A 15597-nucleotide genomic window follows, 5' to 3' on the forward strand; every position below is an offset into this window, starting at 1 on the left:
ATCATTAGGGAATAGAGAGGAGATAAGTATGTCAGAATTCAATGTAGTTCTTGAAGGTGAATACAAAGGGAAAAAGATAAAAAAAGGATCATTTCTTGAGATCATTACTGAGGGGGAAAATTCGAAAATAAGCATCAATAAATCTAATGTGCAAGCTTATGATATTCTTGATGAGACAGATAAGAAAACTTACTCTGTCTGGAAAGGCATGTGGGGGAATATGATCGTTCCATTTTTAGGTTGGGCAGCAGGAATCGGCGGAAAGAAAAAAGAAGTTTATCTTGTTTCTATTAATTGGAGAGGTGGAAAAAAATCATTAATCTGTATCGAAAAAGGCTGGAAGGAAGCGTTAATTAGAGGCATGTTTTAGTAAAAATATGGTTTTAACAGAAAGAGATATAAGCTTTATTAAATAGCATGAAATATCTGCATAGAATGCTATGGAAGGAATAAATACCAGGGGGAATTGCTTATGAAAAAAGACAGCAAAAAATCCCGCAAACTCCAACGCGAAAAAGCAGAACGCTTGGCATTGGAAAGTGCAAAGGGAAAAGCATCACCGGATTCCAAGCGGGGCAGGAGAATCCATACATGTCCTCATTATACATTAGTTCCTAAGGCGTATGATTGCGAATGGAAATATTCCAAGGATCTTAGTCCTTATCCCTGGAACACACCGACACTGGATGGACCGTTGGAAGTTCCAAGGTGCATAGGAGTAGTGCTTCCGGGAATGAATGCTATAGGAGGAACACTGATTCATGTAGAGATTCCTATGTTGCATTTGAAGTATGCGAAATTCCGCGGAGTCATGAACAACTACATACGTCCTATTTCAGACACCGAATGCCAGTGCTCCCAGTGCCAAAAGAAATTCCCAATTGAGACGATGGAAATCCTGAAAGAGATGAAGGAACTTCAAGTGCAGCGGTATAAGTACCGGGATCTGGATAATGGATTGTGGGAAAATTATGAGGATAAAGAGATTCGGGAGAAGATTGAGGAGTTAGAGAAGAAAATTCCGCCGGTGCGTTACAGAAAACTGTCACCGATAGATTTTATTTATGTAGATGAAGAGTAATAATGGGTGTCAGAAATCAGTGATTAGCAGACTGATCTCTGGCATTCTCGTTTTATTTTATAAAAATTTTATCCTTTTTTATACTGGACACGCTTGAGGTTGAAGCGCAAAAAATCCATAATGAAATAAAAAAGGGGATAAAGACATGTATTTTGAAATAATTGATAAGTTGATAGCAAAATGCTTAAAGAAACTGGTGGATTGGCAGGACAATCAACGTATAAAAGATATAAAAAAGTGTCTATTAATGGAATATAGCATTGAAGATCAGAGACGATTGGACCGGAGAGATGCACGGGCAGAGGGAATAGAGATTGGAAAGCGAATGAAAATTCGTACAGAAGAGAATCGGTGGAAAGAAGAGGGACGAGAGATATATCGGATTTCCCTGATAATGAAGAAGGTAGAAAAAGACCAGTCATTGGAGCAGATTGCAGATGCGCTGGAGAGCTCTCCGAAAACGCTTGAGCCAATTTATAGTACTGTCTTATCAGCAATTCCGGATTATAATGATGCGGAAAAAATTTATGATTTTGTGAAGAGTAAAAGGAAAGAGAGGGCTTAGAAACAAGTATCCGAAAAGCGGAGCATATGATTAGACGTGCGATATGATAAATGGAGATGTTAAAAATGCCAACTTCGGGTATCACGAAAACCTTTATCGTATTAGGGAAAGAACAGACTGAAAAATTTGCGAATGCAATTGAAGATTCCTATCAGGAGTCTCTTCACCGTAAAGAAAGCCTCGATTTTGAAATCACATATTTACATGGAGCAGATGAGGTGAAAAGGTTCATGGAGAAGAGAAAGAAAAAATTATAATGCCAACAGCCGCTGTGGTCAAAGGAACTGACTATGGCGGCTGTTGACGTATAATAGAAATTTTTGGGTAAACTTTGAGAAATTGTTCAGCTTATAGCAGCATCGTCATATACACCGGCAAATAAAAAATCCCATTTTCTTCCTTCAGATCCCCAGTATGCAGCACATACGGAACAAGGAGCTGTTCATCATATTTGGCTTTAAATTTCTGAAGAGAAGAAATCGTATAATTTTTACTGGACTTCACCTCGATCGGTGAGATATTGTGGCGGTTGCTGGTCTTGCTTTTGGCGATCAGAAAGTCGATCTTCATACGGCTGGAGGCATCATCGCGGGATGCATTGTAGTAGAAATAGAGCTTATGACCGCTGGCGGCGAGCATCTGGGCGACGATATTTTCCATGAGGAGGGCTGTTCTGCCGTTTTCCTCTGTTTTCCACTGCATTAAAGAGTCATAGAGTTTTCTTTTCATATGGAAGCACCTCCGTAAACACGAAAACGAGATTTTTATATCAAGCATTATACACGAAAACAAGAATTTTCTAGAATTCAATTTACACAAAAACAAGATTTTAGATCAGCCGTGTGGAGATGTATTTATGGAACCATTAAAAAATTATACAGACCATTTTGACAGCAAAAAGAGGATAAGAAAAATTCACTCTGAAAAAGAGTTTGAATAAACGAAGCCAATAAACTCCCCCCGCAAATCCTCGTAAAAAGGCTCTGCGGGGGTAGTTGTCTTAGCCGGATAATCTTCCCGGCACGTTCATATGGTAAATCATAACAGATTTATTTATACAGTAACTTTCTGATAGGCTTCTGTCATATCGGTTCCGTCTTTGCGGATTCCGGCAAATAATGAGCCTGATATATTGTGCCATACGCTGAAGATCGCTCCGGGAAGCGTAGCCAGTGGATTGGCTGCAAAATTAGCGGCTGCAAGGGAAATGGCAAGTCCGCTGTTCTGCATTCCGACTTCAATTGCAATCGCGGTGGCTTTATTATATTCGATATGTAAAAGTTTTGCGGCGCCAAGTCCGATCCCCATTCCGCAGAGATTGTGAAGTGCCACAACTCCAAGCACGAGCAGACCACAGCTTATGATCTTCTCTGAATTGACAGAGACGATTCCGCTGATGATCATGACGATCGACACAACAGAAATCAGAGGTAGTACTTCTGATATTTTCTGGATCTGCTTTCCGAAGCAGCAATTGATCAGAATACCAAGAAGAACCGGAATCAGTACAACCTTCACGACAGAAATTACCATCGCAAGGAAAGATACTTCTACCCAGGCACCGGCAAGCAGATACACGAGTAATGGTGTCATCAGTGGAGCTGCAAGTGTGGAAGTAATCGTCATTCCAACCGAAAGCGCTACATCACCGCCGGCAATATATGTAATGACGTTGCTTGCTGTTCCGCCGGGACAACATCCCACCAGAATAACGCCAAGTGCAAGATCGGTCGGAAGCTGCATCAGCCCGCATAAGCCCCATGCCACAACAGGCATGATCGTGTATTGTGCAACAAATCCGATAACGATTTCTTTGGGTCTTGAAAAAACTCGTTTAAAATCTTCGATCTTAATGGTAAGTCCCATGCCGAACATGGCAACCCCTAAAAAGGTGGAGGTATATTTGGTTGTCCATGCGAATCCATCATGCCAGAAAAAAGCGATCACAGAGAAACAGATAATGATGATTCCAATATGCTTTGTAAGGAAAGAACTGGCTTTCCCAGCTTTTTTCATTAAGTGTTCCATTTCCTACACCTCGTAGCTGAAGTTGTCGATCAGTCTGGTCTTTCCGATATAGACTGCCATAGCGACCAGAACATCTTTTTCTACGCTTTCTACCGGCTGCATATCCAGTGCATCTACCATAGATACATAATCGATCTTTGCCAGAGGCTCCGCTTCAATGATCCCACGCATTTTTGCTAATACTTCTTCCGCCTTGATCCCCTTACAGATTGTATCCTGACCGGCTTTTACAGCTCTTGAAAGACAAAGAGCGGCTGTTCTTTCTTTTTCACTTAAATATGTATTTCTGGATGATTTGGCAAGACCGTCTTCCTCACGGATGATCGGGCATCCTACGATCTGGATATCAAAATTCAGATCCTGAACCATTTTGCGGATGATCGCCAACTGCTGTGCATCCTTCTGACCAAAATATGCTCTGTCAGGTGTGACAATGTTGAATAACTTGGAAACGACCGTACAAACACCTTTAAAATGAATGGGTCTTGTTTTACCGCACAGAGTATCGGATAAAGTATCAATGCTTACAAATGCATGCGGGTCATGGTACATATCTGTTGGTTCCGGATGAAAGATGACATCGGCTCCAAGGCTCTCACAGAGCTCACTGTCACGTTTGAAAGCTCTTGGATATGCTTCCAGATCTTCGGTCGGTCCAAACTGTGTCGGGTTTACAAAATCGGATACAACAACGATATCATTCTCTTCGCGGCACCGTTTGATCAGACTTGCATGTCCTTCGTGCAGGAAGCCCATTGTCGGCACAAGTCCGATGGTTTTTCCTTCCTTTTTCCAGTTCTTGATTAAAGCTCTTGTTTCCTGTACTGTTTTTGTTACCTGCATGATGTTCTCCTTTTAAAAATAAATTAGGAGATAGCCTCTTGTTCTGAATCCAACAAATTTCATTTTCATTTATAAGTTACAGTCAAGCTTATCGTTATGCCATATCTTTCAGTAATCCGTGCTTTTCATAGTTTGTAACACGGCTGATCTTATTCGCATCATCCACAAACACAACCTGCGGTTTATGTTCTTTGGCTTCTTCAGCCTCATATTGTGCATAACACATGATAATGATCTTGTCACCATTGCTTACGCATCTTGCCGCAGCACCATTCAGGCAGATCATTCCGCTTCCGCGTTTGCCGCAGATCGTATAAGTTTCAAACCGGCTTCCGCTGTTCACATCCACGATCTGAACTTTTTCATATTCCATAATTCCTGCTGCTTCCAGCAGCTCTTCATCGACAGTAATACTTCCGACATAATCCAGTTCGGCCTGTACTACGGTAGCACGATGAATTTTTCCTTTTAACATCTCAACAGTCATTTCTTATTGGTCTCCTTATAAAAAAAGCATTCGTCAAGGCATACTTGTCCCTGCAAATGCTTTTGCTATTCTTCGTATTCCCTGAGTCTTATTTTATGTCCTGATAAATATAAGCTTGATTTCCACCGGTTCCGGCGGGGTAACTTTTCAATATGAAATTGTTGTGATTCAGTCAGAGTATAGTTTTGTAGTATTCCAAATACTATCTCCGCGGGTATTATGACATTTTAGAAAAGGAATGTCGATACGAAGATGGAAATGAACGGTAACCAGTCAGCGCAGCAAGTGTACAGATCTGTTCACAGTTACAAAGAAGCTATCTTGTGACATAAGCCTTCAACAGCTCGAAGGTATTGCGAACTCCGTCCATATGGGAGCGTTCGTAATTATGGGAAGCATAGACTCCAGGGCCGATGAGACCGTGACGGATATCATATCCGGCGCGCAGGGTAGTCTCCACATCGGAGCCATAATGAGGGTAAATATCAATGGCATAATCCAGCTTTTTCTCCTTTGCAAGGTTGGAAAGAGCCGTGATCAGATCATAGTTATAAGGGCCACCGGAATCTTTGGCACAGATCGAAACCATCCGTTCGGTGCAGCCAAGGTCGCTGCCGACACAACCCATATCGACAGAAATCATCTCCTCTGTATCATCCGGTACGACACTTCCGCCGTGCCCTACTTCTTCATATACTGTAAATAATAAAGAAACCTTGCGGTTCAGCTTCCAGGCATCTTCGCGTACTGCTCTGGCGAGACCCAGCAGGATAGCGGCGGAAAGCTTGTCATCAAGAAAACGGCTTTTGATGTATCCGCTTTCTGTCACAACCGTGCGCGGGTCCATGGCGATGATGTCACCGGTCTGGATCCCAAGTGCCAGAGTATCCTGATCGGAAGCGACATTTTCATCCAGCAGGATCTCCATATTTTCTTCGATCAGCTCGGTCTTCTGATCGGCAACGTGGGAAGAAGGCTCCTTGTTCAGCACTACACCGGTGTAAACTCTGCCGTCACGGGTGTGAATGGTGCAGTTCTCGCCGTCCGCCGTGGACCACTGATGACCTCCGATGGTTGTGGGCCGCAGACGTCCGTTTTCCTTGATGGAGCGAACCATAGCTCCCAGTGTATCAACATGGGCTGCCAGTACCAGAGGAGAGCCGGAACCACCCAGGGTAACGAATACGTTCCCCTTATTGCTGCGCTCCGGGGAATACCCCAGAGAAGATAATTCGGACAACAGGTAATCAGTCACTTTTGCTGTAAAGCTGGACGGACTCGGGATAGAAGTTAAGGTGTATAACTGCTCTTTGATAAAATTCATATGAGAGTTCATGTCTATATTCCTCCTGAAGGATATTTCTGATTACTATTGTAGCGAACCGGAGAAGAAAGGTCAACAAAGGATCTGACGAAAAGAAGAATGATCCAGCTACCGGACGAAAACGATATTTTTGACAAGATACTTGTAAAAGAAATCACCGCCCCGTATAATAAAAGTCAGGAAATGGAAACATGATTTCCAGGAAAACATTTTAATGGAAAAGGTGAAAAAAGGTGCAGACAGACCAGAAAACAGGCGCACAGGCGGCGGACCCGATGACGGGGGAAGAAGTCCTGACCTGCGCGATCAATATCGGGGAGCAGCTCCTCGTGAGCGGGGCGGAGATCAGCCGTGTGGAGGATACGATCCGGAGGATCTGCAATGCCTACGGGATCCGGCAGAGCCATATTTTCTCGATCGCGTCGTGTATCATCGTGACGCTGGAGACGAAGGAGCGGAAGTGGATCACGCAGACGCGAAGAATTTTAAGTTACGGGACGGATATGTGGAAGCTGGACCGGCTGAATGACCTTTCGAGGCGGATCTGCGCGACGCAGCCGTCGTTTGCGGTGATCGATCAGGAATATGAAAAGATCTTAAAGGGACCGACATATTCCCCGGCGGTGCAGTGCGGGATCTATGCAATGACAGCCGGGGCGTTTGCCATTTTCTTTGGAGGAAATCTGTGGGATGGATTTGCGTCCCTGTTTGTCGGGGCGCTGATCCGCGTGACCTTATATGCGCTCTCCGCGATCAAGCTGAAGGCAATCTTCTCCAATATCCTCTGCTCTCTGATCTCAGGTATGGCATGTATTCTTGTCTGCTATCTCGGGATCGGACAGCATGTCGAGATGATCATGATCGGGAATATCATGCTCCTGATCCCGGGAGTCCTGATGACGAACTCATTCCGGGATTTCATCAGCGGGGACATGATCAGCGGACTTCTGCATTTTTCGGAGGCGATGATCACAGCCGTCTGTGTGGCAGCCGGGTTTATTCTTTCTAAAATACTTCTTGGAGGGATGTTATGAGTCAGGATGTTCTTTCAGTCATCGCATCGTTTTTCGGGTCGCTCGGATTTGCGATCATTTACAACATCCGCGGGCGCAGAGTCTGGATCCCGGCGATCGGCGGGGCAGTTTTCTGGGCAGTGTATCTTGTATTTTTACATTTTGTGAATAATGAATATCTGGGATTTTTCGTTGTGGCGATCCTGATCACGATCTACTCGGAGATCTGGGCGAGGATCTTAAAGACACCGGCAACGACGGTCCTGATGCCGACGGTCATCCCGCTGATCCCGGGAGGTTCCCTGTACTATGCGATGGACGCGGCTCTCCGGCGCGACATGCCGCAGTTTATCGTAAAGGGGCAGGCGGCGATCGGACTTGCGATCGCGCTTGCGGTGGGGATCATGGTCGTGACGTCGTTGAGGAGGCCGATCGAGGCGCTGGTGCACATAGTAGCTAAGAAAAAATATTGACGAACAAATGTTTGCAATATATAATGAATTTATGGGAAATCAGAATACATAAAAGGCGGCCTGCCCTCCATAAAAGGAGGGGCTTCCCCCTCCGGACGAAAGAAAGGAGGGCGATGCCAATGTATGTTACATATTCGGACTTGATCCAGATAGGTATCTTCATTGTAGCTCTCGTAGGATTGTGTTACACGATCTTCGGAAAAAGAAAATAGCCGCCACTACCCCAATAGTGACGGCTGTTATACTATAACAGATTACTTGTAAAGGGTAGGCCGTGTGTATCTGACTTTCCCTTTTTTGTATCTATAGTCTATCATATTCCCAAATCGAATTCAAGCACTATTTCCCTTCGGTCGTCACCGACAACCCCGGCGTTACTGCTTACGCTTTGCGTAAACAGTAACGGGATTTTGCCGATGCTTTGCATCCTAAATCGGCAAAATCCGCATCCCGGACATTATATTACGGTATTTTCGGTGCCGAAAATACCTACTTGGAATAGCTGGCTGGAATCATTTTTCCATCTGCAGCTTTCTTAAACATTTCTTCCATCGTATGCCACCCAAGGACCGCGCATTTGACACGCGCCGGCATGTGGGAGACATCCTGGAGGATGGAGGCTTCTTCGAGCGGCTCGAGGTCATCGCCTTTGACATTTCCTTTGATCATCTCGAGGAAGAGGTTTGCGAGGCGGAGTGCCTCGTCTTTTTTCTTTCCGATGATCAGGTCCAGCATCATATCTGCGGAAGCCTGGGAGATGGCGCAGCCATCCCCGACGAACGCCCCGTCAACGATCTCATCGTTTTCAACTTTTAATTTCAGCCAGATATCATCGCCGCAGCTCGGGTTTACGCCCTCAAGGACGAGATTTGCATCCGGCAGATCATGCTTGTGGGTCGGATGAAGGTTGTGCTCGATTAAAATTTCATTATAAAATGTATTACTCATATCCCATTTTTCTCCTTAATCCGCCAAGACTTGTGAGGAACGCCCGGATCTCATCCTCAGTATTGTAGAATGCGAGACTCACACGGGTCGTAGAGGCGGTCCCAAGGTACTGTAAGAGCGGCTGCGCGCAGTGATGACCGGCGCGGACGCAGATATTATCGGCATTTAAGATCTCAGCGACATCATGCGGATGAACCCCGTCAACGGCGAAGGAGAGGATCCCGTGATGATTGTCTGGATCGGAACTTCCGAGAACACGGATCCCCGGGATCTTTGTCATGCCCTCATAAGCGATCCTTGTGAGCTTGTTTTCCTGTTCCTCGATCGCATCAAAACCGATCGTGTTCATGTAGCGGATCGCCTCGGCAAGTGCATAAGCGCCGCCGGCATTGACGGTTCCCGCCTCAAATTTATGCGGAACTTCTGCCCAGACAGCACCTTCTCTTGTGACGGATTCGATCATCTCGCCGCCGGTGAGAAATGGCGGGAGCTGCTCTAACAGCTCTTTCTTTCCGTAGAGAGCGCCGATCCCCATCGGAGCCAGCATCTTATGTCCGGAGAAGGAGAGAAAATCGACTCCGAGGTCCTGGACATCGACTTTGATGTGCGGAACGCTCTGTGCGCCGTCGCCGACCAGGATCACACCGTGGCGGTGGCAGATCTCAGCGAAGGTCTTTAAGTCATTCTTGCATCCGAGCACGTTGGAAATCTGGGTGATCGCCGCAATCTTTGTGTGCGGGGTGATCATGTTCTCGAGGCGCTCTGCCGGGATCGTGCCGTCCATGTCGCATTCCAGGTATTTCACGGTCGCACCGTAACGCTTTGCGGCCTGCTGCCATGGAAGAATGTTGCTGTGATGTTCCATGATGCTGACGATGATCTCGTCACCCGGTTTTAACAGGTACTCGGAGAGTGTGTAAGCGGCGAGATTCAAGCTCTCAGTCGCATTTCTCGTGAAAATGATCTCTTCCGGACAGGATGCGTGGAGAAAATCAGCGACCGTTTTTCTTGCTTCTTCATAACATTCCGTTGCTTCTTCGCTCAGCTCATAGAGACCGCGGAACGGGTTTGCATTGTATTTCTCATAAAACTGCTTTTCAGCATCCAGGACAGCTGCGGGCTTCTGGGAAGTTGCCGCATTGTCCAGGTAAATGATGTCACGGTTTTTGAGAAGCGGGAAATCTTCCCGGATCTTAGATACGTCCATTGGTGGCCTCACTTTCTAAATAAGAGGCAACATCTGCCTTTGTCTTTTCATCAGGTACCAGACGGAGAACGGCGTCGATCCGTGCCTTCGCCATCATCTTGTAGATCTTTGGAAGCTCCATGCCGCGGCTTTCCAGATAGAAGACCATGTCATCGTCAAGCTTTCCGATCGTTGCACCGTGGTTTCCTTCGACATCTTCCTCCGCGCAGAGGATCAGCGGAATCGTCTGGTTTACAACGTCATCGTCGAGAAGAAGAACGTCCTCTTTCTCGTTTCCGACAGCGCCTGCCGCGCCTTTCTTAAAATCGATCGTTCCGCGGAAGAGTTTCTTCGAATTTTCATGAAGCACGCCGTCGGTCTTGATCTCGCTGACGGATTTCTTTCCTTCGTGGAGAGCGACGTAGTTCATATCAAGGACTGCATCGTTTCCGACCGTGTAGGCGATGTCCGCGGTGAACGTACTCTTTTTGCCGACGAGATCTGCCTTACAGCCGTTGTATACATGACCACCGGAGAGGAAGAGGTGGATCACGGAGAATTTTGCTCCGTCAGCAACCTTTGCACCGATGTCGTTTAAGACGGTTTTTGCATTGTCATTGCGGATGATCTGGACGAGAGTCACTTCGGCGTCTTTTTCGAGGATCAGTTTTGTCTGGATGCCGGAGAGAGCAGTGTGGTCTGCACCCGAAGCACCGTCGGTCTCAGCCGCCATATCCATGATGACGGTCATCTTACTTCCTTCTTTTGCGAAAATTCCGAACGTATTTAAGCTGTGCTCGGAAGCGCCGTATGTGAAGCCGATGCGCACCGGTGTCTCTGCGAGGTCTCCATCCGTCGAGAGCAGGACGGCACCGGCTGCGGACTCTCTGACGAGAACATCCATATCCGGTCCCATTCCGCCTGCAACCTCCCGGAACTGATCCGGAAGTCCGGCAGGGCAGTTTGTTTTTGAGATCCCCGCCGGGATCTCAGCTTTTATTTCATGCGCTCCGGATACAGTGATCCCGGAGACCGCAGTCTCATTCATTTTCAGCCAGTTCCATGTCCTAGAAGGGAGCTGGTTGATCTTCATATTCTCCATCATCCAATACTTCCTTTCATTTCCAGATGGATCAGATTGTTCATTTCCACCGCGTATTCAAGCGGAAGCTCCTTCGAGACATTGTCGGCGAAGCCGCTGACGATCAGGGCTCTCGCATCCTCCTCAGAGATTCCGCGGGACATCAGATAGAAGACGGCGTCATCACTGATGCGACCGATCTTTGCCTCATGTCCGACATCGGCGTCCTTTGTGCGGATATCCATCGCCGGGATCGTGTCGGAACGGGAGATATCGTCGAGCATCAGGGACTGGCAGGAGACAGCGGATTTGCTGCCCTTTGCCTTTGCGGATACGACAACGGAGCTTCGGAAGGTGCTGATCCCGCCGTCCTTGGAGATCGATCTCGTATTTACATAGGAAGAAGTTTTCGGTGCGTTGTGGACGACCTTACATCCGGTATCGAGGTTCTGTCCTTTGCCCGCGAATGTGATCCCGGTGAACTCGGATCTTGCGCCCTCGCCGTTCAACACGCTCATCGGGTAGAGGTAAGAAACATGGGAACCGAAGGAACCGGATACCCACTCGATGACTCCGCCTTCCTCGACTTTCGCCCGTTTTGTGTTTAAATTGTACATATTTTTCGACCAGTTTTCGATCGTAGAGTAGCGGAGCTTTGCGTTTTTTCCGATGTAAAGCTCGACACAGCCGGCATGGAGGTTTGCCACGTTGTACTTCGGAGCGGAACATCCTTCGATGAAATGTAAGGACGCGCCCTCATCGACGATGATCAGGGTGTGCTCAAATTGTCCGGCACCTGCGGCATTTAAACGGAAGTAGGACTGCAGCGGGATCTCGACGGAAACTCCCTTCGGAACATAGACGAAGGAACCGCCGGACCAGACAGCGCCGTGCAGGGCTGCGAATTTATGGTCGTGGGGTGTCACGAGCTTCATAAAGTGGTCCTTTACCATATCAGCATATTCACCGGTCAGGGCACTCTCCATATCGGTGTAGATGACGCCCTGCTCTGCGACCTCCTTGCGGACATTATGGTAGACGAGCTCGGAGTCGTACTGGGCACCCACGCCGGCGAGGGAGGTGCGCTCCGCCTGCGGGATCCCGAGCTTTTCGAAGGTGTCCTTGATCTCTTCCGGAACCTCGGACCAGTCCCCTTTCATCTTTGTGTTGGCACGGACGTAGGTCGCGATGTTGTCCATGTTTAATCCTTCGATGGACGGGCCCCAGTCCGGAACCTTCATTTCATGATATATTTTTAAGGAGTTCAACCGGAAATCATGCATCCACTCCGGATCATGCTTCTCTTCGGAGATCTTTTCCACAATGTCCTCGGTGAGACCGTTTTTAATACGGTAAGCGTCCTTCTCGTCATTGCGGAAGTCGTACATGTTGCGGTCAACGTCCTCAACATACGTCTTTTCCTTCATTAGTTGTTCTCTCCCTTCTCGTTCGCGGAAGCGATAAACTGTTCGAAGCCGTGCTCGTTGATCTCATCGACGAGAGAGCCGTCACCCTCTGCGACAAGATGTCCATCGACGAGGACATGGGTCTTGTCCACATGGAGAGATTCGAGAATTCTGGTGCTGTGGGTGATGATGAGAAGGGCGCCGTCCTTGCTCTTCTGGTATTCCTCGATTCCCTTGGAAACAGTGCGGACCGCATCGACATCAAGACCGGAGTCTGTCTCATCGAGGATCGCCAGGGACGGATTTAAGAGGAGAAGCTGTAAGATCTCGGCTTTCTTTTTCTCACCGCCGGAGAAGCCGACGTTCAGATCACGGAAACCGTAGGACGGATCCATATCGAGGACCTCCATGGCTTTCTGGAGTTCTTTATTGAAATCCCAGATGCGGACATTCTTTCCGGTTCTTGCGGAGAGAGCGCTGCGGATGAAGTTGGAGAGGGAGATTCCCGGAACTTCAAGCGGATTCTGGAAGGAGAGGAACATGCCGAGCTTTGCACGCTTGTCAGCGGCTTCTTTCGTGATGTTCTCGCCTCCGAAGAAGATCTCACCGTCTGTCACATGATAGTTCGGGTTCCCCATCAGGGTGCAGCCGAGGGTGGATTTTCCGGCGCCGTTCGGTCCCATGAGTACGTGGGTCTCGCCTTTGTTGATGGTTAAGCTGATTCCGTGAAGAATGGATTTCTCTTCCACATCCACGGAGAGATTTTTTACATTTAATAATGGTTCTGACATATCGGATTCCTCCATGTATTTTATATAAGGTAAAAATGTAAGTTTCAGCAATTTCCGGACAGATATGAACCGGCACCGGAGCTGATCTCCGGGATACGTTCCGTCTGCTGGGACTAAACCTAGTCGCTTACTAGGTGATGCAATGATATTATACCTGTATTGAGAAAAATATGCAAGAAGCAATTCCTACAAACATGCTATGAATTGGTATTTATTCCTGTACAATCCGATATTTCCGGGAAAATATGCAGGATTCATGAAACTGCAACAATCGGAAAACAATTCTGAAACATGGGCATGGTAGGCTGAGCAAAACAGCGGAAATCACAGACGGGATCGGACCGGAGACAGGAGTTTCTATACAGAAATTTTGCAAACCTTACGAAAATATAAAATCATTATAAACTGGAAAAACAGATATTGACAGAATGACAGGGTGTCACTATAATGGTGACGGGTTGTCACTTTTTGAACCCGTTTTTATAGAAGAGGGGAGATGGAATTATGCCGACCGAACGGTTTATGCGGCTTCCGAAGGAAAAGATCGAAGCAATTCGGGCTGCGGCGGCAAAGGAATTTATGAGGGTAGCTCCGGAGGAAGTATCGATCAACCGGATCGTTCACGACGCGGATATATCGAGAGGAAGCTTTTACACATATTTTGAAGATAAACAGGATCTGTTAAAATGGCTGATCTGCAACCAGGCGGAACAGCATTTCACATCGTACATCACGATGCTGGACGAAAACGGCGGAGACCTCTGGGAGGTCCTGGAGCAGATCTTTGATCTCGGGATGGACCGGCTTGAGGATTCAGGGTTGTCAGCGATCTTTCACAACCTGGTCAACAGCGCAAGACTGGTAGAACTATTCAAAGGCGGATCGGATTCGAACCCGGAGGCGATGGAGGCAAACCGGAAATTTTTAAAACTGTTGTATGAACATGTCAACAAAGAGAAATGTGATCTGGATCATCAGGAGTTTTTCGAGCTGATCGAGATGCACATGATCGTATTCATCATGTCACTCAAACGTTTTTTCCGGGACGGCGAGTCGAGAACGGAAGCTTCCGAATATTACAAACGTCATATCCATATGCTCCATTATGGCATATGTGGATATAAAACAGAGGGCAGCAGGAAGAAAACAGACGAGGGACGTTCATAAAAACAGAACAACCGGAGTCGTACCACAGCAGCATGTTACAGAAAATGAGGAGGAACCATGAAGAAAGCAGGTAAGATCGTAATCGGACTTGTATGCGTCGGCGCATTTGGAGTCCTGATGTTCACAAGATTTACGAAAAAAGAAGAGCCGATCGAGGCCGTTCCGAACCCGACCGTCGTCGTCCAGACACCGGAGACAGGAAATATTGAACTTTCCACAGGACTGACAGGTACCGTGGAACCGGCAGATCAGGTATACATTATCCCGAAGGGAAGCGGAGAAGTACTGGAGGTTTATGTAAATCAGGGCGATACCGTACAGAAGGGACAGAAGCTGTTCCGCATCGACAACAAGCAGTTAGACGCGGCAAGGATCACGTTAAATACGACTCAGGTATCCTTAAATGATGCCCAGACATCTGTAAACAGGATGAAGGCGCTCTACGAGAGCGGGGATATTTCCGCTCAGGCCTACGAGCAGGCGGTAAGCGGTCTGTCCATGGCGAAGCTCCAGTATGATTCCGCAAAATTAAACTATGATACCCAGAGCGAGAACACGGTCGTTACCGCGCCGATCGCCGGTGTCTTAGAACAGTTTGGCGTGCAGGTACATGATATGTCTGCGGGCGGTTCTGTCGCAGGCGTTGTATCCGGTGCAGGCGGAAAAACACTGACCTTCAACGTGTCGGAGCGTGTCATGAAGGGATTAAATATCGGTGATCCTGTGACGGTGGAGAAGAACGGAACGGACTACAGCGGCGCGATCTCTGAGATCGGCAGCATGGTGGACGCGTCCACAGGACTTTTCAAGGTGAAAGCGACCCTGGGTGACGCGGACGGACTTGCCAGCGGAACGATGGTAAAGGTTTATGTGACAGCAGAGAAGGCGGACAACGTCATGGTCGTTCCGGCAGATTGTGTGAACTACAGCAATGGAGACGCTTACGTGTATACATATGATGCCGCGACAGCAACGGCGAAAAAGACTCCGGTGGAAGACGGACTCATCGATTCTGACAAGATTCAGATCGTTTCCGGACTTTCCTACGACGACGAGGTCATCACAAGCTGGTCCAAGGAGCTTTATGACGGCGCCGCGGTAAATATTCAGGGCAGTGATGACAGTGCGGAAACGACAGCCGACAGCAGTGAGACAACAGCAGAAGAGACTACAGAAGCCGCGGAAACGGCAGCAAAATAAGGAG

General features: G+C 47.5%; 19 protein-coding genes. 9 read left to right on the forward strand and 10 right to left on the reverse strand.

The features are described from left to right. The first annotated feature begins 28 nt into the window (after positions 1 to 28). The 4 genes from GPK90_RS07525 to GPK90_RS07540 all read left to right on the forward strand — a co-directional run bounded on the left by GPK90_RS07525 (position 29) and on the right by GPK90_RS07540 (position 1903). On the forward strand, positions 29 to 370 hold the full coding sequence (locus GPK90_RS07525; RefSeq protein WP_118530997.1) for a hypothetical protein: 342 nt from the start codon (positions 29 to 31) through the stop codon (positions 368 to 370). A gap of 102 nt (positions 371 to 472) precedes the next feature. Then, complete coding sequence (locus tag GPK90_RS07530) at positions 473 to 1081, forward strand: hypothetical protein (protein WP_215702635.1); 609 nt, start codon at positions 473 to 475, stop codon at positions 1079 to 1081. A 145-nt stretch (positions 1082 to 1226) separates the two neighbouring features. Further along, entirely contained in the window at positions 1227 to 1646 is a 420-nt protein-coding gene (locus GPK90_RS07535; RefSeq protein ID WP_118530993.1) for a hypothetical protein, read from the forward strand. Positions 1647 to 1696: 50 nt separating this feature from the next. Next, positions 1697 to 1903: a hypothetical protein gene (locus GPK90_RS07540; protein ID WP_243022274.1), complete on the forward strand. Its 207-nt coding sequence runs from the start codon at positions 1697 to 1699 to the stop codon at positions 1901 to 1903. A 91-nt stretch (positions 1904 to 1994) separates the two neighbouring features. Here GPK90_RS07540 and GPK90_RS07545 read toward each other — a convergent pair whose 3' ends face one another. From GPK90_RS07545 to GPK90_RS07565, 5 genes are all read right to left on the reverse strand, one after another. Next, the gene (locus GPK90_RS07545; RefSeq protein WP_207663833.1) at positions 1995 to 2375 is read right to left on the reverse strand and encodes an ATP-binding protein; all 381 of its coding nucleotides are present in this window, start codon (positions 2373 to 2375) and stop codon (positions 1995 to 1997) included. A 324-nt stretch (positions 2376 to 2699) separates the two neighbouring features. Next, positions 2700 to 3674, reverse strand: coding sequence for a bile acid:sodium symporter family protein (locus GPK90_RS07550; RefSeq protein WP_215702636.1), 975 nt, complete (start codon positions 3672 to 3674; stop codon positions 2700 to 2702). A gap of 3 nt (positions 3675 to 3677) precedes the next feature. After that, positions 3678 to 4517 carry a pantoate--beta-alanine ligase gene (gene panC / locus GPK90_RS07555; protein WP_215702637.1) on the reverse strand — a complete coding sequence of 280 codons (840 nt, stop codon included), beginning with the start codon at positions 4515 to 4517 and terminating at the stop codon, positions 3678 to 3680. A 94-nt stretch (positions 4518 to 4611) separates the two neighbouring features. Further along, a complete protein-coding gene (panD, locus tag GPK90_RS07560; protein ID WP_215702638.1) occupies positions 4612 to 5004 on the reverse strand; it encodes an aspartate 1-decarboxylase in 393 nt (130 codons plus the stop codon). A gap of 316 nt (positions 5005 to 5320) precedes the next feature. Continuing rightward, complete coding sequence (locus tag GPK90_RS07565) at positions 5321 to 6340, reverse strand: M42 family metallopeptidase (protein WP_215702639.1); 1020 nt, start codon at positions 6338 to 6340, stop codon at positions 5321 to 5323. Between the two features lie 221 nt (positions 6341 to 6561). Between GPK90_RS07565 and GPK90_RS07570 the strand changes: the two genes are divergently transcribed. The 3 genes from GPK90_RS07570 (at position 6562) to GPK90_RS19550 (ending at position 8026) form a co-directional block, all read left to right on the forward strand. Further along, entirely contained in the window at positions 6562 to 7362 is an 801-nt protein-coding gene (locus GPK90_RS07570; RefSeq protein ID WP_243022273.1) for a threonine/serine exporter family protein, read from the forward strand. Beyond that, positions 7359 to 7814, forward strand: a complete 456-nt coding sequence (locus GPK90_RS07575) for a threonine/serine exporter family protein (protein WP_215702640.1) — start codon at positions 7359 to 7361, stop codon at positions 7812 to 7814. Before GPK90_RS07570 ends, GPK90_RS07575 begins: the two co-directional genes overlap by 4 nt. Positions 7815 to 7933: 119 nt before the next feature. After that, positions 7934 to 8026 carry a putative holin-like toxin gene (locus GPK90_RS19550; RefSeq protein WP_015553195.1) on the forward strand — a complete coding sequence of 31 codons (93 nt, stop codon included), beginning with the start codon at positions 7934 to 7936 and terminating at the stop codon, positions 8024 to 8026. A gap of 277 nt (positions 8027 to 8303) precedes the next feature. Here GPK90_RS19550 and sufU read toward each other — a convergent pair whose 3' ends face one another. The 5 genes from sufU to sufC are packed head-to-tail and all read right to left on the reverse strand — an operon-like array spanning position 8304 to position 13226. Then, entirely contained in the window at positions 8304 to 8762 is a 459-nt protein-coding gene (gene sufU, locus GPK90_RS07580) for a Fe-S cluster assembly sulfur transfer protein SufU (RefSeq protein WP_118514815.1), read from the reverse strand. After that, the gene (locus GPK90_RS07585; RefSeq protein ID WP_215702641.1) at positions 8755 to 9969 is read right to left on the reverse strand and encodes an aminotransferase class V-fold PLP-dependent enzyme; all 1215 of its coding nucleotides are present in this window, start codon (positions 9967 to 9969) and stop codon (positions 8755 to 8757) included. The genes sufU and GPK90_RS07585 overlap by 8 nt, the downstream gene beginning before the upstream one ends. Beyond that, the gene (locus GPK90_RS07590) at positions 9956 to 11053 is read right to left on the reverse strand and encodes a SufB/SufD family protein (protein ID WP_215702642.1); all 1098 of its coding nucleotides are present in this window, start codon (positions 11051 to 11053) and stop codon (positions 9956 to 9958) included. Before GPK90_RS07590 ends, GPK90_RS07585 begins: the two co-directional genes overlap by 14 nt. Continuing rightward, positions 11050 to 12456 carry a Fe-S cluster assembly protein SufB gene (sufB, locus tag GPK90_RS07595; RefSeq protein ID WP_118530973.1) on the reverse strand — a complete coding sequence of 469 codons (1407 nt, stop codon included), beginning with the start codon at positions 12454 to 12456 and terminating at the stop codon, positions 11050 to 11052. The genes GPK90_RS07590 and sufB overlap by 4 nt, the downstream gene beginning before the upstream one ends. Then, complete coding sequence (sufC, locus tag GPK90_RS07600; RefSeq protein WP_215702643.1) at positions 12456 to 13226, reverse strand: Fe-S cluster assembly ATPase SufC; 771 nt, start codon at positions 13224 to 13226, stop codon at positions 12456 to 12458. Before sufC ends, sufB begins: the two co-directional genes overlap by 1 nt. 504 nt (positions 13227 to 13730) lie before the next feature. On the opposite strand from sufC, the gene GPK90_RS07605 reads away from it, so the two are divergent. Together GPK90_RS07605 and GPK90_RS07610 are read left to right on the forward strand one after the other, a co-directional pair. Then, complete coding sequence (locus GPK90_RS07605; protein WP_118530969.1) at positions 13731 to 14393, forward strand: TetR/AcrR family transcriptional regulator; 663 nt, start codon at positions 13731 to 13733, stop codon at positions 14391 to 14393. A gap of 57 nt (positions 14394 to 14450) precedes the next feature. After that, positions 14451 to 15593, forward strand: coding sequence for an efflux RND transporter periplasmic adaptor subunit (locus GPK90_RS07610; protein ID WP_015553203.1), 1143 nt, complete (start codon positions 14451 to 14453; stop codon positions 15591 to 15593). Positions 15594 to 15597: the final 4 nt, after the last annotated feature.

This window comes from Clostridium sp. MCC344 (assembly GCF_018785365.1).
In the GTDB taxonomy this organism is placed as follows: domain Bacteria; phylum Bacillota; class Clostridia; order Lachnospirales; family Lachnospiraceae; genus Pilosibacter.

What these genes read in the sequence shown, in the direction of transcription:
- GPK90_RS07525 (WP_118530997.1), top strand. Translation starts at nt 29, where the DNA reads ATGTCAGAATTCAATGTAGTTCTTGAAGGTGAATACAAAGGGAAAAAG.
- GPK90_RS07530 (WP_215702635.1), top strand. Translation starts at nt 473, where the DNA reads ATGAAAAAAGACAGCAAAAAATCCCGCAAACTCCAACGCGAAAAAGCA.
- GPK90_RS07535 (WP_118530993.1), top strand. Translation starts at nt 1,227, where the DNA reads ATGTATTTTGAAATAATTGATAAGTTGATAGCAAAATGCTTAAAGAAA.
- GPK90_RS07540 (WP_243022274.1), top strand. Translation starts at nt 1,697, where the DNA reads ATGGAGATGTTAAAAATGCCAACTTCGGGTATCACGAAAACCTTTATC.
- GPK90_RS07545 (WP_207663833.1), bottom strand. Translation starts at nt 2,375, where the DNA reads ATGAAAAGAAAACTCTATGACTCTTTAATGCAGTGGAAAACAGAGGAA.
- GPK90_RS07550 (WP_215702636.1), bottom strand. Translation starts at nt 3,674, where the DNA reads ATGGAACACTTAATGAAAAAAGCTGGGAAAGCCAGTTCTTTCCTTACA.
- panC (WP_215702637.1), bottom strand. Translation starts at nt 4,517, where the DNA reads ATGCAGGTAACAAAAACAGTACAGGAAACAAGAGCTTTAATCAAGAAC.
- panD (WP_215702638.1), bottom strand. Translation starts at nt 5,004, where the DNA reads ATGACTGTTGAGATGTTAAAAGGAAAAATTCATCGTGCTACCGTAGTA.
- GPK90_RS07565 (WP_215702639.1), bottom strand. Translation starts at nt 6,340, where the DNA reads ATGAACTCTCATATGAATTTTATCAAAGAGCAGTTATACACCTTAACT.
- GPK90_RS07575 (WP_215702640.1), top strand. Translation starts at nt 7,359, where the DNA reads ATGAGTCAGGATGTTCTTTCAGTCATCGCATCGTTTTTCGGGTCGCTC.
- GPK90_RS19550 (WP_015553195.1), top strand. Translation starts at nt 7,934, where the DNA reads ATGTATGTTACATATTCGGACTTGATCCAGATAGGTATCTTCATTGTA.
- sufU (WP_118514815.1), bottom strand. Translation starts at nt 8,762, where the DNA reads ATGAGTAATACATTTTATAATGAAATTTTAATCGAGCACAACCTTCAT.
- GPK90_RS07585 (WP_215702641.1), bottom strand. Translation starts at nt 9,969, where the DNA reads ATGGACGTATCTAAGATCCGGGAAGATTTCCCGCTTCTCAAAAACCGT.
- GPK90_RS07590 (WP_215702642.1), bottom strand. Translation starts at nt 11,053, where the DNA reads ATGATGGAGAATATGAAGATCAACCAGCTCCCTTCTAGGACATGGAAC.
- sufB (WP_118530973.1), bottom strand. Translation starts at nt 12,456, where the DNA reads ATGAAGGAAAAGACGTATGTTGAGGACGTTGACCGCAACATGTACGAC.
- sufC (WP_215702643.1), bottom strand. Translation starts at nt 13,226, where the DNA reads ATGTCAGAACCATTATTAAATGTAAAAAATCTCTCCGTGGATGTGGAA.
- GPK90_RS07605 (WP_118530969.1), top strand. Translation starts at nt 13,731, where the DNA reads ATGCCGACCGAACGGTTTATGCGGCTTCCGAAGGAAAAGATCGAAGCA.
- GPK90_RS07610 (WP_015553203.1), top strand. Translation starts at nt 14,451, where the DNA reads ATGAAGAAAGCAGGTAAGATCGTAATCGGACTTGTATGCGTCGGCGCA.